We start from the raw sequence: 14,787 nt of genomic DNA, 5'->3' as shown, positions 1-14,787 counted from the left end.
CTGTTTTATAAGTTATCCCCTACAAATGGCGACTCATACCATTGACTAAAACAGGATTTACCAACCGCTTCGTTTGATTTATTAGTGTGTCCCCAGAAATAAAGAAACTTTAAATTCTCATTGTCTGTCACCTCATTTTTAAGCCATTCTATATCGTAATGCATTTTTGTAAGTTTAAATAATGTTCAATTCTTTTAGATATCAGCCACTAAAACTAATTCCTGGGCTTTAACCAATTTTCTGATCTCAGACAAGCTTGTTTCTTTTACCAAATGACCATCCTTATACACCACTTGCAATAAAGAATCTGCTTCTTCAGCCACATTACACTGATCTTTGGTAATATATTTATCATCTACTTTTTGTAGACTAAGTAAGCCCTTATGAGATTTCTTCTTGTGATCTGTTACCGGGTCTTTTTCAATTTCCCTAGGCTCTCCATTCACCTCAACATAAGTAGCTTTGATGGCAAATCCAAGCGTATCCCTACTGTGGTTTCTTAAAATTCCACCGACACCAATTACTAGATTACTGGCCGCATAGCCCATTTCTTTAAGGCGTTCCAGTGTACGGACATACCTTTCCAGATACATACCATCACCGTAAATCAGGCCCACTTTAGGATTCAGTACTTTATAACCTTTGTTGTTCAAGCTACTTCCAAATTTCTCATCCAGTAAACGGATAGCGCCTTTCCACTCATTACTGCCAGGTTCAGCCTCAGGATTACCACAGATAATATATTCCGGATTACCACTATCAGGTCTAAATACAACTTTACCATCTCTTTTAAGAATATCATCCTTAAATACTTCTGCAAAATCTGTCAGTACTTTGTATACGTCAAAAGTATCAGATACGATAGAAACGATGCCAGTTGGATAAAGTTCAAGCATGTGCCTGAATGCACTGATCTCATCTTCTCTTCCAAAAGAACACATCACACTGTGCTCACTGGCGGGTACAGAAAGTAAAATAGGCTCACCATTCAGATCTGCATTGTAGTACTCCACTGCACAAGGCAATGCAGGTACATTATCACTTCCCAAAAAAGAAAGCAAATGTGCTACACCACTAATGGCAGCACCTTCTTCAGAAGCATCGCCACGATATCCGAAATCATGCACATGGAAATCTTTAGCAGGAGTCATGGCCTCTTCATCGGTTTCATTAAAGAATCTGCTTACAATTTCACGGTATTGACGACTACATGTAGCCACCGTAATGGTGTACCACAGCTTAAGTAGTAAACTCTCCATAAAACCTACCACCCAATAAAAATCAGGATGTGTATTTGTAATAGTCATCAGTACATTTCGTACCGGCATAATGGTACCTTCTTCAACCGCTTTAATTTCAATTGGCAGATACCCCAACTGGCATAGAGCTCTGATTTTAACTTCAATCTCCTCAGAATTACTTCCGAGGATCATTTTTCGGTAGGTCAAAAACTCTTCACCCATTTCTGGAGTAATAGGTTCTGATAAATATCTTTTTATATAATATTGCAATCCGAAGAAAACAGTTTCATCAAAGTTTTTATCACTGCGAGCAGTCAGGTAAGAATATACTTTATTACATCCCGGGGCATATTGTTCCATATGGCCCATTTTATATACATCTGTTTGCAAAAGGATATTGTTCATAAAATTAAATTTTGAAGGTTCAAAAACGTTTATAATTCTATCAGATTGGCCAATTGAATCCTGCTCACGAGCTCTGTTGCGGTATCTTTTATGGAGTCGGTGGTATAGATGTGGTCAATCCATTCTTCCAGTTCTGAATCACCACGAGACATAATACCATGCGATACAATCAGACTCACTTTGCCGGCATTGCGTTGTTTAAGTTCTTTAGCTACCCCAACAAAGGTTGCCCCACCATCGCAAATGTCATCGATAATGAAACAATCTTTACCGCCAAGGTCATTCTGATCTACAGTAATCTCTTTAATCCGCCCGTTACTTACATCGCGCACTTTATTGCACAAAACGATATCCCCAGTATAATTTAAAGCCTCAGCTAGCTTATAGATCTTTTTTAATGCACCAGCATCAGGAGAAACCAAACAATAATCCTCACGATCTTTTAATACTTCCTTTACCAGTGTATAATTGCTGATCAGCTCGCAATTATCAAGCAGGGCCAATGAAACTTCTGAATGCACATCAAACACATATACCTTTTCAAAGCCACAACCATTAATCAAATTACTCATCACTTTGATAGACAATGGTTCACCACTAACCATTACCCTATCCTGACGAGCGTACGGCAGATAAGGTATAAATACGCTAATGGTTTTACAGCCGCTTCTGCGTAGCGCATCTACTGCTAGCAATAACTTCATGACATCATTGGAATCATTAAGTCTTGTCGAAATCAAGGCTTCATCTGTACTGCCCAGTAATTTAATGTGTACTTCGCCCCCACTAAATAAAAAGCTCTTGCTCTCTATCTCTTCAATTGAGGATTGGAATGGATTAAATCCGGTTGATAAGTTTAATGTTTTCACACCTATTTGCGTTACAATGACACAAATTAAATACATTAATATTTCTTATCCAAATTAATTTGTGTTTTTTTTACACAAATTAATTTTAAATGAGCTTATTTAAATCAAATCCATTGATTTTTAATTGGTTATACTTACCATTATCAAATGAATAAAGTTTACCAGGGCGACCGGCTGCCAAAGATGGAGCTTTTTCGTTAAGTTCAATTACCAGCCCTAGAGACATCATTTTGCGTTTAAAATTACGGCGGTCAATTTCACGTCCTAATAACAAAGTATAAAGGTGTTCCAAGTCGGAGAAAAGGAATTTACGATCCAGCAGTTCAAAACCAATGGGCTCATAAGTAATTTTTGCCCTTAGTCGTGCAATTGCCTTCTCTACAATTTCTTGATGATCAAATGCCAGTGCTGGCAGTTCATAAATGTTAAACCAGTTAGCTTCAGCTGCGTCAGTAGACGCAAAGAGGCTAAAGTCTGCGGATTTTACCAAGCCAAAATAAGAAACGGAAACCACACGCATACGTGGGTCACGGCCTGGTTTGCCAAAAGTAAACAGTTGCTCAAGGTAATTTATCGATATTCCAGCCTCTTCTCTCAGTTCGCGCTCCACCGCTTCTTCGAGCGTTTCCAGATCCAGTACAAATCCTCCCGGCAAGGCCCACTCGTTTTTAAACGGATCTATTCTTCGTTTAATTAATAAAACAGAAATGCCATTTTCCTGATTGTATCCAAAAACGATAGCATCAACAGTAACTTTAATATCTTGTTTTATCTTAAAATTTGTATTAGTCATTTGAACAGATTGGCTTGCTACAAATGTATAGATTTAATAAAGAACTGGTATTTTCTATATTATTTTGAATTAGGTAAGATCATTTTAGATTTCAAGTATACACTGGATTACTTTAGTCCCCTTTTTTAAAACACCCTAGATGGGAAAACAAAAAACCTCAGTAGTGTTCTGTACTACCGAGGTTTTTTTGTGGTCGCTAGTGCACATATCTCGAACTTTTTCCTATCTGATTTAGCTTTAATGGCCGATTTTTTCGAAAAAACAAATCCAGATACTAATTAGCTTTACCAGATTAAAACTTACTATATACGCTATTTTTTATGTCGAAAAACGGCTTTTTATTTTGTGGGCCCAGCTGGATTCTTCTAGAACCATTTTCTGGCTGATTTATGTTTAATTGTTGATTTAATAAAAATAAAACCACAACACATCCATGTAAATTCAATATTAAATATTAAATTTACATGGATGATTAAAAGAAGAGTAGAAAAACAAGTTAAGGAAGCGCTACAACGAAGTTCCTCTGTTGCACTAATGGGACCTCGTCAGGTGGGTAAAACAACCATTGCTTTAAATATCAGCGATACAAGCACTGCTATTTATCTTGATTTGGAAGATAGACTCGACCTTCAAAAAATCGTGGATGTAAATGCTTTCCATTCAGAAAACAGTGAACATCTAATCATTTTGGACGAAGTTCAGCGTGTGCCTGAAATATTTGCACCACTTCGTGGGATCATTGACAAAGAACGTAGGAAAGGTAATAAATATGGGCAATTTTTATTCCTAGGGTCTGCCTCTATGGACTTACTACAGCAGTCTAGTGAATCTCTAGCAGGTAGAATTGCTTACCTAGAACTTCAGGGTATTGATGCACTGGAATACCAAGCAAATACAACTGAAAAACTAAACCAACTTTGGCTTAGAGGTGGCTTCCCTGAAAGTCTGCTTGCCAGCAACGATAAAAACAGTTTAGCTTGGAGGCGGGATTTTATTAGAACCTACCTTGAGAGAGATATTCCTTTTTTTGGCCCACGCATACCTGCGGTTACCCTTGAAAGATTTTGGACCATGTTGGCACATATCCAAGGCGGAATGACTAATGCTTCACAAATAGCTAAAAGTCTTGATGTAAGTTCAACAACTGTTAGCCGATATCTTGATCTAATGGTTGACTTATTATTGGTGCGTCGACTACAACCATGGACACAAAATGCAGGAAAACGGTTGGTAAAAACCCCAAAGGTATATGTTAGAGATAGTGGAATTACCCATGCCCTCCTTAATATACAAAACTACAATGATTTACTTGGTCATCCAGTTGCCGGAGGGAGCTGGGAAGGATTTGTTATTGAAAATATCATATCAGCTGCTCCAGATAATGTTATCCCTTATTATTACAGAACTTCAAATGGTGCCGAAATAGACTTAGTTCTCGAATTTTCTAGTAATGAAAAGTGGGCAATAGAAATCAAGCGCAACTCTGCTCCAGCGCTTTCCAAAGGTTTTTATATCGCTTGTCAAGATATCAAACCAAGTAAAAAGTTTGTTGTTTATTCTGGACAAGATAGATTCTCAATGGCAGAAAACATTACTGCTATATCTCTTTGTGGTTTAATGGAAGAATTGCTACAACTGGATTTTATTTATTAACAAGATAAAAAACTATGAAACTATCGTCCATTATACAAAAACACAGTTGTCAAAAAAGTAACCTGATCCTAAATTCCAAACAGTAATGCTATTTGACAAATCTTTAATGCTAACTACATAACATGCTCATAAAATGTCAAATTTCTAATGTTAATTCATGGATTTCTGCAAATTATCAAAGTTAGTCAGCCTCTACTTTCATAACAGATGCAATTTCAATATCTTTATTATGCTGGTAAGAACAACAGGGCATTAAATTTTCCGCGATTCCCAGAACTCTTTGTTTCACAAATATTCCGGGATCAAGCAAAAAAGTTGGGGAGGGATTAATTTTGTTTAGATTTGCATTAAACAGCAATTATATTGGATTCTACCCTGCTTTCATTAATAGTACCAGAAGGTCTTAGCGACTATTTTGAATTCGACCGAGCTGCTACAATTGACGGTTCAACCTATATTTATTTGATAGAAAAGAACATTCATCCACAAGAGTTTTCTGGAGATCATCTTTTATCTAAAGGATTCTACGATGAGGCTTCTGTTCGAGACTTTCCTTTGCGTGGCAAACCTTGTTTTTTAAACCTTAAGCGTCGGAAATGGCTCAACACCCGAACAAGTAAGATCGTTTCCCGGGATTGGCAATTAGTTGCCGAAGGCACAAAGATGACTCAAGAGTTTGCCTTTTTTTTTGAAAGACTATTTGGATTCCACCCCAATAAGCTGTAAAAGTCTTGGCCATTTCTTTGGTGTTGACGGAAAGCGTCTGGAAGAGCAATATGCCCGCCATTTAAGTGATTTTACCAGCTGGGATCAGGCGGAACACTCTGAGAATTGGCTGCTTTTTGCTAATAATATGGGGGAATATTTATCAATTGATGAAACTAGCCTTTCACAAGGAGAGCTCTATACAATACTGACTAATAAAGGGGCAAAAGGGAAGAAAGGTGCTTTGGTAGCAATTGTAAAGGGTACTGAAAGCGAGTCGATCATAAAGGTTCTTCACAGAATGAAGGAGCAGGTAAGGAAACAAGTAAAAGAAGTAACCCTTGATCTGGCTCCGACAATGACCAGAATAGTAAAAAGGAGTTTTCCAAAAGCAAAGCTTGTTTCAGATAGGTTCCATGTACAGCAATTGGCTAATGAAGGTGTCCAGGAAATCAGGATTAAACATAGATGGGATGCTATAGAACAGGAAAACAAAGAAATGGATCTAGCCAGAGAAGTAAAGAAGCCTTGGATTCCCGAACTTCTGGAAAATGGAGATACGATAAAACAGTTACTGGCTAGAAGTAGGTATTTGTTATTTAAAAAAGAAGTAAACTGGACTCCTTCACAAAATCACAGGGCAGAACTGTTATTTAAGCTATACCCAGATTTGCAGCAAGCGTATAAAGCCTCCCAGGAACTGTCTTCAATACTCAGCCATTCAAAAACTAAAATGATTGCCTTTAAAAAGTTAGCCTTATGGTATAACAAGATAGAAAAAATGGGTTATAAATCCTTCAATACCATATCAAGAACCATTCAGAACAATTATGAAACAATATTAAACTACTTTGATAACAGATCCACTAATGCCTCCGCAGAATCTTTTAATGCGAAGATTAAAGCTTTTAGAACGCAATTTAGAGGGGTAAGAAATGTCAAATTTTTCCTATTCAGGTTATCAAAAATATATGCCTAATCCCTCCCCAACTTTTTTGCTTGATCCATATTCCGCAATCATAACTGAACTGTACCGCATGTTTATAAAGGAATCTACTTAACAGATTTTGTTGCCTGGCTATCTGATCAATTTTTCTGGATCCTCCTAGTTTTTAGAAAAACCGATAAGAAAACAAAGCAAAAAACCTCAGTAGTTTTCTGTACTACCGAGGTTTTTTAGTGGGCCTGACTGGGCGCTTCTCGAACCATTTCCTATCTGATTTAGGTTTAATCCGCGATTTGGCTAAAAAAGTGAATTAAAATATAACTAACCAATAAGCTTAATTAAATTGGTGACTTTTAGTGTACTCAAATTAAAATATTAAATGTCACTTAACTATCTCGTTGTAAAGATAACACTCATTACTTTTTGCTTGGGGCTATAAATCAACTGAACCATTTTATTAAAGCCAATTCTTTGCTTCTCGCCCACAAATTCCTGTGTTAAATCCTTACTTACCAACTCCATTTCCTTTTTGATCCAGTCTGGCATCTTTTTAGGCTCAAAAATGTATGCGAAATATGTAATATTCATGACAAGCTTCTTGTTTAGTTCAGGGTCAGTGGTAAAAGTGTATGTCCACTTTGCCTGTTTAATCACATTTTCCTCACCTACTAGCTGCACAATCGTTTTATGTTTATCCGTTCCTTCATAATTGGGCAAACCATTAATACGTCCTGCTTCAGAAAATTCGAGTTCTGCATTTACCTTTTTAGCCCACTGGACAAGGCCTGTTCTGCTTATGCCAAGTTCCTCAGCTATTTCTATTGGAACACTACCATCATGTTTTTCTTGAGAGCTACAAGAAAAATTAAAAAATGACATATAGAACATTAGGGATATAGCGAGCGTTATTTTGGAGTGTAGTATCATGATCACAAGTTACATAACTAGCTGCTTTTTTCGTAATTATTTCTATGAATGTAAGCTCCAAAGAGAGACATATTCAGGTTTACCCTATCTATATATTCAATAATTATATAGCATTCTATAAAAACACAAGATTTAATGTATGTATAGAATTACCACATTAGACCAATTTGACCAACTGGGACTACCATCAATTAGTCAGACTGCGTCTGACCAATTCATTCGTAAAAATCCGGAGTCTTCTCTCAGCCCTCAAGAATTGCTGACTCAACTTAATTTCTCACATTTCATAGAACTGATTAGGATTGAGGACACTTTAAAAAGACATTTCTACGAAGTGGAAACCGTTAAAAATGCCTGGAAAGTCCGAGATCTTGCTCGTGCGATTGATACTTCATTGTTTGAAAGAACGGGTTTGTCGGCAAATAAGACTGCTGTGATTGCAAAAATCCGAAACAATCAAAAGGTTGGAATGGCAGATGTGATCAAAAACCCTTACTTATTAGAATTCTTAGGTTTGGAAGAAAAGTCAGAATACACAGAGCATGATCTGGAATCAGCCATCATTGATCATCTTCAGCATTTTTTAACAGAAATGGGCAGGGGATTTTGCTTTGAGGCAAGACAAAAACGCATTACGTTTGACAATGCCCATTACCGGATCGATCTAGTATTTTACCACCGTATATTAAAATCGCATATCCTTCTAGATTTAAAATTGGGTCGATATGACCATGCCGATGCTGGACAAATGAACCTTTATCTGAATTATTACCGTAAACATGAAATGAGTGAAGGAGATAATCCCCCTGTAGGGATTATTTTATGTGCAGATAAGAATGATGCCTTAGTAGAATATACCACCACCGGCTTATCAAATGAAGTCTTTGTCTCCAAGTATTTGGTTCAGTTGCCAAGTAAAGAGGCTTTAGAAACATTCATTCGAAATGAAATGAACCTGTAGAGTAGCTTCCGCAGATAACTGAAATAAACAAAAGATAAAGCAAAATAACCTACATACTTAGGAGTATGAAATATTGAATTGAGTATTTTTCAAGTATTGTCTTTAGATAAAAACCATAATAGGCTCGAACCATAAAACAGCCTTAGAACACTAACTAAGGCACATAAAAATCTTCCTAAAAATACGAAACCCTCTTTACAGCCTGTAAAGAGGGTTTGTGGACCTGACTGGGTGCTTCTCGAACCATTTCCTATCCGATTTGCATTTAATTGAGGATTTAGGTAAACAAATTACAAAAAACATTCAAACATAGTTTCTCATCACAATCTATTATCGAATAAGCCGACTAGTAGACCATTTGATCGGAACTAATATAATATGCCTCTTTTTATTTATTTTGGTATTTAACATTAAGTAACAAAGCGCAATGGATAATAATATTTACATTTCAAGGGGTGGACGGTTTAGTTTCAGACTAATTGATGGGTGGGAAGAGTATGATGATGATGACGATTCTACGCATGCTTTCTGGCACGAAACAGAGACCTCATGGACAGGTAATTTTAGAATTACAGCCTTCCAATGGCCGAATACAAATGCCCCTCATGTGGATAAGGCTTGCGAATATATTACTACTGAGACTGCGGAAAATGCAGGCGCAAAAAGAATAATATTAGGCAAAAATGACTGTGCATATTACAAAAAAGAATCTCAACAAGATGGAGTGACAAATGTTGTTTATTACTGGATCACTGGAAAGCAAAACGGTATATTTATATGCACTTTCACAATTGACAAAATTCAAGAATCTATGCTTATTAATGAAAGAGAACTAACATCAATTCAAAGTATGATCGCCAGTATTAAGATTATTTAAAGTGATTAATTGAGCTTAACTTGAACATCAGAATCTATTTTAATTTATTTGCAGGAAGAGCTATCAATTTTATATTAGTAATTTATACAGTCGTATTTCTATCGCCAGTAGAGGCTTTATTAAAAATAATGATTTGATAAACTATGAGTCAATTAAAATCCAAGAGTCAAACCGAGATATTATTAACGTCGCTAAATATTCCATTTTATAATCGTTTCTCTTTGATTGAAGATGAGCAGAAATCTGAAATCAGATCGCCACAAGACATTGCTAAACGAGTATTGATACTTACATACTTATGTTATATAGCTAAAGTTGAGGAGGACAGATTTGAAATAATAGAGTTTTTGAAAAAAGAAAATCTGTGGAATAGCGTAACAAATGATGAGCAAAAACTATTTCTGAAAGAAAAATTAACAGAAAAAGAAAAAATAAACATATCGTGGCGCTCCGAAGGCATTTGGCTTTTATTGTTTACAATGAATAAAATTGAAAAACTAGAGCTTCCTCAACAAGAAATTGAAATGGACTCTATCTTTGACAAGATTCCTGATTTCATGACAGAAACCAAAGAGTTTATTAAATCCGCTGTAATCAGACCACCTGCGGAAATATTAGATTTATCTGATTTGATTTACAGAATACACTGGGCTTTAAGAAATGTAGAATTAAATAATCTTGCTCCCTTAGATGTAAATCCAAGCATAGTATTCGAACGCCATTATGCAGTTAACTGGGTAGCTGATTCGTCCTTAAATTGGGATGATATTACAACTGATACTTAAAATAAGTATTGCAATTAAATCCGCATTCAACAAAAAAAGCCGTTCTTCTTATCGAAAAACGGCTTTTTAAGCAGTGGGCCATGATGGGCTCGAACCATCGACCAAAAGATTATGAGTCTTCTACTCTAACCAACTGAGCTAATGGCCCTCGAAAATCTGTTTGATTTTGCGAGTGCAATGTTACATATTTACATCCAAATTTGAAACACTTTTATGCAAAAAATTAAAAATATTATATTCGATTACGGCAATGTTATTTTCGAAATAGACTTTAAAAGAACACAAGACGCTCTATTACAACTGGGTATTACAAACAGCACAGAGTTTTTCGCACATAAAAGTCACCATAATCTTTTTAATGATTTTGAGACTGCAGCCATCACTCCTGCCCAATTTAGAGCTGGAATTCGAGACGCGGCAGGTAATAATAACCTAACAGATGAAGAAATTGATGCCGCCTGGAACAGTTTATTGATTGGGGTTCCTCCGGGAATTCACGAAGTATTGCTTAAAGTAAAACAAAAATACCGCACTTTTTTACTAAGCAATAATAATGAGACCCATTATAACTACATCGTGGATTACCTCAAAAGAGAATTTAATATGCCTGACAATAGCAGTCTGTTCGAGAAGACTTATTATTCCCAGCATATGTTTTTACGTAAACCCAATGTTGAAATATTTGAACAAGTAATCCGTGAAAACAAACTAGATCCATCCGAGACTTTATTTATAGATGATAGTCCTCAACATATTGAGGGTGCCAAACTTGCTGGATTAAATACACTATTGATGACCAAACATCCTAAAGATCTGGAACAGGTTTTAATTGATCATCATATTTTATAAAAACTTGATAGATACAAAGAAGGCAGCTAATTAGCTGCCTTCTTCTATTATGAAAGATTAAACGTTTAGTTTAATCTTCTGCGTTGCTTCTCTTTTATGATCAATCCAAGCTCTCTGCTGGTTTGTCCGGCAATTGAGGTATTCTCTTGCGCTCTTCTAAATAAGTACGGCATAACAGCTTTAATTGGCCCATAAGGAACATATTTAGTTACATTATAACCTGCATCAGACAGGTTGAAACTTAAATTATCACTCATCCCCAACAATTGCGCAAAATAAACATGCGGATGATTATGAGCTATCTGATATTTATCCAATAGTTGCGCCAAGACACGGCAGCTATTTTCATTATGTGTTCCACAAACAAAAGCTATTTCATTAATATGCTCCATACAATAAATTAAGGAAGCATCGTAATCACGGTCAGAAGCAGCTTTATCTGGCTGTATTGGTGATGGGTATCCCATTTCTTCTGCTCTTTTACGCTCTTTTTCCATGTATGCACCACGTACCATTTTTACGCCCAAAATAAAACCTGAAGCCTTGGCAATCAAGTGATCGGCCTTCATATCTGCCAGCTTATCGTGACGGTACATTTGATAAGTATTATAAACGATAATGCTTTTTTGATTAAACAAACGCATCATATCTATAGCAAGTTCATCAATCGTATCCTGTATCCAGGTTTCTTCAGCATCAACCATGATGGGTACATTTTTATCAAAGGCCGTTCTGCAGATTTTCTCGCAACGTTGTTTAACCTTTTCAAATTCTGCTTGCTCTGCACTGGTCAATTCTTTTTTAGCATCTAGTTTTTCAAGTAAACCAAAGCGACCTATACCTGTTACTTTAAATACAGTTATAGGAATGCGCTTGTCACCTGCAGCACGTTCAATTGTTCTTATAATTTCTGCACAGGTAAAATCAAAAACAGCTTCTTCTTCCTCTCCTTCAACAGAATAATCTAAAATGGTACCAACCTGTCCGGTAGCAAGCTGCTCGATGGTATGCTCGCATTCTGCTATAGTTTCTCCACCGCAGAAATGTTTAAATATGGTTGCTTTAATTACGCCTTTAATGGGCAAACCTATATTAAGGAAAAAGTTAGTTATTGGAGGGCCGATTTTTGTTAGAAAATTGCTGCTAATAAGCTTAAATAACCAATAAGCAGCATTTAATTCATTATTTGATTTATTGCGAAATGCAATTTCAGTATCATCAAAATTCAATGATTTTTTGGGGGATAGTTCCATCTACGAATGTCAGTTAGTCATTTTGCTTGCAAAAGTATAAATTCCCATGCTATTGGTGGTAAAACACTTTATAATTAATTGTAAGTTTGCCTTGCGATGATAAAATTTAAATTAGAAGGTGAATTTATTCCCCTTATTCAATTATTGAAAGCAACAGGACTCGTTCAGAGTGGCGGGGAAGCGCAAACCGTTGTTGAGGATGGTTTAATAAAATACAACGGAAAAGTTGATTACCGTAAAAGACTAAAAGTCCGCGTTGGCGATGTGATTGATTTTATGGGACAAAAAGTAACAGTAATTTAATGAACAAACTAGATAGCGCAGGCCATACCATACATTTCGAAACCCAATTGACTCCTTTAATGGAGGTGCTGGAATCAGGACGTTACAGCAAGATATTTGTATTTGCTGACAGTAATACTTCAGAAGCATGTTTGCCCCTATTCCGTGAAATGCTGGATGATTTTAATGGTTTTGATCTGATAGAGACTGATCCGGGGGAAGAAAATAAGAATATAGACTTCTGTATTGGCATCTGGAAAACATTACTTGATTTTGGTGCGGACCGTAAATGCCTGATGATCAACCTTGGCGGTGGCGTAATTACTGATATGGGTGGTTTTGTGGCCTCTACCTATAAAAGAGGTATCGACTTTATCAATATTCCAACTACCCTGCTATCGCAAGTTGATGCTTCTGTAGGTGGTAAAACAGGTATTGATGTGGATAATGTTAAGAATATGGTGGGAACCTTTACCCTACCACAATCAGTTTTTATTGAAACAGCCTTTTTAAAAACATTACCACAAAGGGAATTACTATCGGGCTTTGCCGAAATGATCAAACATGGTTTGATTGTAGACCACAACTATTACAATGAACTAAAAAATAGTGACTACCTGAATATTGAAGCACAAGCGATTTATCGTTCTGTAGAAATAAAAAATGAAGTAGTTACAGAAGATCCGCATGAAAAGGGATTGAGAAAGATCCTGAACTTTGGACATACTATTGGGCATGCTGTTGAGACTTACTCCCTGATTAATGATAAAAAGCCATTAACACATGGTGAAGCTATTGCTATAGGTATGATTTGTGAGGCTTTCTTGTCGAGCAAAAACAATACACTAAGCGCAGATGACCTAAATGATGTTACTAACTATATCAGCAAGCTTTACCCTGCTTACCACATCAAGGAAGAAAGTTTTACGCAGCTGATGGAATTTATGCAGAGCGATAAGAAAAATGAGAATGGTCAGATCATGTTTTCTTTGCTAAGTAGCATCGGCAAATGCGATTACAATTGCAGAGTATCGGAAAATGACATATTAGCAAGTTTTGCTTACTTTAATGCCATACACGATTAACAAAAACAGCTAAAGTTTTGAGTGCCACGACAGAGCACATTCACAACAAAAAAATATTTTTTTTAATTAACTATTGACAAATAAAATTTTGTTAGTACATTTGGCAAAACGATAAAAGAAAAGCAGATGAGAAATATCACTACATATTGGTTTGGTTACTTCTACTATTTTAGTAAGAGCCGGGACTAATATGCACTGATATCAACACGATAAATGTATACGAAAGTCCCGGCCAAACGCCGGGACTTTTTTTGTTTTAACGCAATCAGGAACAATAAAAAAAGGGAAAAATTAATCTAATGAAGAAAGGTACAAGAGTAGCAATTCAAGGCATTAAAGCATCTTTTCACGAAGAGGCAGCTTTCAAATTTTTCGGAAAGGACATTCAAACTATTGAATGTAACTCGTTTAAACAGACTTGTGAAAGTTTGGAAAAAAGGGAATCAGACTTTGTTGTCATGGCCATAGAAAACTCTATAGCAGGCAGTCTATTACCCAACTACACCTTAATCCGCGAGTATAATTTTGCAGTGGTGGGCGAAGTGTACCTACCTATCCAATTACATTTAATGGCTTTACCTGGTGTAAAATTTGAAGATGTTAAATTTGCGACCTCCCACCCTATTGCTATTCGCCAGTGTGTAGATTTCTTTTATGATTACCCGCACATTCAGGTAATCGAAAGCAACGATACTGCTGCTTGCGCTAAACGAATTAAAGAAGAACAATTAACTGATACGGTTGCTATTGCCAACACCCTTGCTGCTGAGTTGTATGGCTTAAATATCATAGAAAGAAGAATTGAGTCGAACAAAAAGAACTTTACCCGTTTTCTGATTCTTAAATTAGACAAAACAGCAGAAATGGAAGATAGCAATAAAGCTTCTATCTGTTTTCAGGTTGGCAATCATGTAGGTGCCTTATCTAAAATCCTTAACATATTTGCTGAACAACAGGTTAACCTCACCAAGATACAAAGTATGCCGGTTTTAGGAAAACGCAATGATTATTACTTCTATGTAGATATGGAATGGTCGAGCACTGAAAATTATGACAAGGCCATCCGTCAGGCATTAAAATACACTGTAAACTTTAACATAATGGGCGAATACAAGAAGAACGATCAGGTATAGTCTTCAACAAATAGTCCTTCGTA

16 protein-coding genes and 1 tRNA gene are annotated in these 14,787 nt (G+C 36.3%); 10 read left to right on the top strand and 7 right to left on the bottom strand.

The window, feature by feature from the left end:
* Window positions 1-5: 5 nt before the first annotated feature.
* From P0Y49_06135 to P0Y49_06120, 4 genes are all read right to left on the bottom strand, one after another.
* Entirely contained in the window at window positions 6-164 is a 159-nt protein-coding gene (locus P0Y49_06135; GenBank protein WEK20715.1) for a hypothetical protein, read from the bottom strand.
* A 30-nt stretch (window positions 165-194) separates the two neighbouring features.
* Window positions 195-1,646, bottom strand: coding sequence for a nicotinate phosphoribosyltransferase (locus tag P0Y49_06130; GenBank protein WEK20714.1), 1,452 nt, complete (start codon window positions 1,644-1,646; stop codon window positions 195-197).
* A gap of 29 nt (window positions 1,647-1,675) precedes the next feature.
* Window positions 1,676-2,515, bottom strand: coding sequence for a ribose-phosphate diphosphokinase (prs, locus tag P0Y49_06125; protein WEK20713.1), 840 nt, complete (start codon window positions 2,513-2,515; stop codon window positions 1,676-1,678).
* A gap of 85 nt (window positions 2,516-2,600) precedes the next feature.
* A complete protein-coding gene (locus P0Y49_06120) occupies window positions 2,601-3,308 on the bottom strand; it encodes an NUDIX domain-containing protein (GenBank protein WEK20712.1) in 708 nt (235 codons plus the stop codon).
* Window positions 3,309-3,776: 468 nt separating this feature from the next.
* Here P0Y49_06120 and P0Y49_06115 point away from each other — a divergent pair, with 468 nt between their 5' ends.
* From P0Y49_06115 to P0Y49_06105, 3 genes are all read left to right on the top strand, one after another.
* Window positions 3,777-4,961 (top strand): ATP-binding protein, encoded by a 1,185-nt coding sequence (locus P0Y49_06115; protein WEK20711.1) that lies wholly within the window; start codon window positions 3,777-3,779, stop codon window positions 4,959-4,961.
* A gap of 363 nt (window positions 4,962-5,324) precedes the next feature.
* On the top strand, window positions 5,325-5,687 hold the full coding sequence (locus P0Y49_06110; protein ID WEK20710.1) for a hypothetical protein: 363 nt from the start codon (window positions 5,325-5,327) through the stop codon (window positions 5,685-5,687).
* Window positions 5,650-6,645, top strand: coding sequence for a transposase (locus tag P0Y49_06105; GenBank protein ID WEK20709.1), 996 nt, complete (start codon window positions 5,650-5,652; stop codon window positions 6,643-6,645). The genes P0Y49_06110 and P0Y49_06105 overlap by 38 nt, the downstream gene beginning before the upstream one ends.
* Before the next feature lie 357 nt (window positions 6,646-7,002).
* Here the strand turns inward: P0Y49_06105 and P0Y49_06100 are convergent, their stop codons facing one another.
* Window positions 7,003-7,491: a hypothetical protein gene (locus tag P0Y49_06100; protein WEK20708.1), complete on the bottom strand. Its 489-nt coding sequence runs from the start codon at window positions 7,489-7,491 to the stop codon at window positions 7,003-7,005.
* Between the two features lie 187 nt (window positions 7,492-7,678).
* Between P0Y49_06100 and P0Y49_06095 the strand changes: the two genes are divergently transcribed.
* From P0Y49_06095 to P0Y49_06085, 3 genes are all read left to right on the top strand, one after another.
* Window positions 7,679-8,500 carry a PDDEXK nuclease domain-containing protein gene (locus P0Y49_06095; protein WEK20707.1) on the top strand — a complete coding sequence of 274 codons (822 nt, stop codon included), beginning with the start codon at window positions 7,679-7,681 and terminating at the stop codon, window positions 8,498-8,500.
* A gap of 427 nt (window positions 8,501-8,927) precedes the next feature.
* Window positions 8,928-9,377: a DUF3805 domain-containing protein gene (locus P0Y49_06090; GenBank protein WEK20706.1), complete on the top strand. Its 450-nt coding sequence runs from the start codon at window positions 8,928-8,930 to the stop codon at window positions 9,375-9,377.
* Between the two features lie 143 nt (window positions 9,378-9,520).
* Window positions 9,521-10,162: a DUF4272 domain-containing protein gene (locus tag P0Y49_06085; protein ID WEK20705.1), complete on the top strand. Its 642-nt coding sequence runs from the start codon at window positions 9,521-9,523 to the stop codon at window positions 10,160-10,162.
* Between the two features lie 74 nt (window positions 10,163-10,236).
* Here the strand turns inward: P0Y49_06085 and P0Y49_06080 are convergent.
* Window positions 10,237-10,310 (bottom strand) — tRNA-Ile (locus P0Y49_06080).
* 65 nt (window positions 10,311-10,375) lie between these two features.
* Here P0Y49_06080 and P0Y49_06075 point away from each other — a divergent pair.
* Complete coding sequence (locus P0Y49_06075; GenBank protein ID WEK20704.1) at window positions 10,376-11,011, top strand: HAD family phosphatase; 636 nt, start codon at window positions 10,376-10,378, stop codon at window positions 11,009-11,011.
* A gap of 65 nt (window positions 11,012-11,076) precedes the next feature.
* On the opposite strand, the gene P0Y49_06070 is transcribed toward P0Y49_06075, so the two are convergent.
* The gene (locus P0Y49_06070; protein ID WEK20703.1) at window positions 11,077-12,264 is read right to left on the bottom strand and encodes a proline dehydrogenase family protein; all 1,188 of its coding nucleotides are present in this window, start codon (window positions 12,262-12,264) and stop codon (window positions 11,077-11,079) included.
* Between the two features lie 96 nt (window positions 12,265-12,360).
* Here P0Y49_06070 and P0Y49_06065 point away from each other — a divergent pair, with 96 nt between their 5' ends.
* The 3 genes from P0Y49_06065 to P0Y49_06055 all read left to right on the top strand — a co-directional run bounded on the left by P0Y49_06065 (window position 12,361) and on the right by P0Y49_06055 (window position 14,764).
* A complete protein-coding gene (locus P0Y49_06065) occupies window positions 12,361-12,567 on the top strand; it encodes an RNA-binding S4 domain-containing protein (GenBank protein WEK20702.1) in 207 nt (68 codons plus the stop codon).
* Entirely contained in the window at window positions 12,567-13,631 is a 1,065-nt protein-coding gene (gene aroB, locus P0Y49_06060) for a 3-dehydroquinate synthase (GenBank protein ID WEK20701.1), read from the top strand. Before P0Y49_06065 ends, aroB begins: the two co-directional genes overlap by 1 nt.
* Before the next feature lie 299 nt (window positions 13,632-13,930).
* Window positions 13,931-14,764, top strand: coding sequence for a prephenate dehydratase (locus tag P0Y49_06055; GenBank protein WEK20700.1), 834 nt, complete (start codon window positions 13,931-13,933; stop codon window positions 14,762-14,764).
* Window positions 14,765-14,787: the final 23 nt, after the last annotated feature.

It is taken from the genome of Candidatus Pedobacter colombiensis (assembly GCA_029202485.1).
GTDB lineage: Bacteria > Bacteroidota > Bacteroidia > Sphingobacteriales > Sphingobacteriaceae > Pedobacter > Pedobacter colombiensis.
This window is presented reverse-complemented; position numbering and strand designations above follow the sequence as displayed.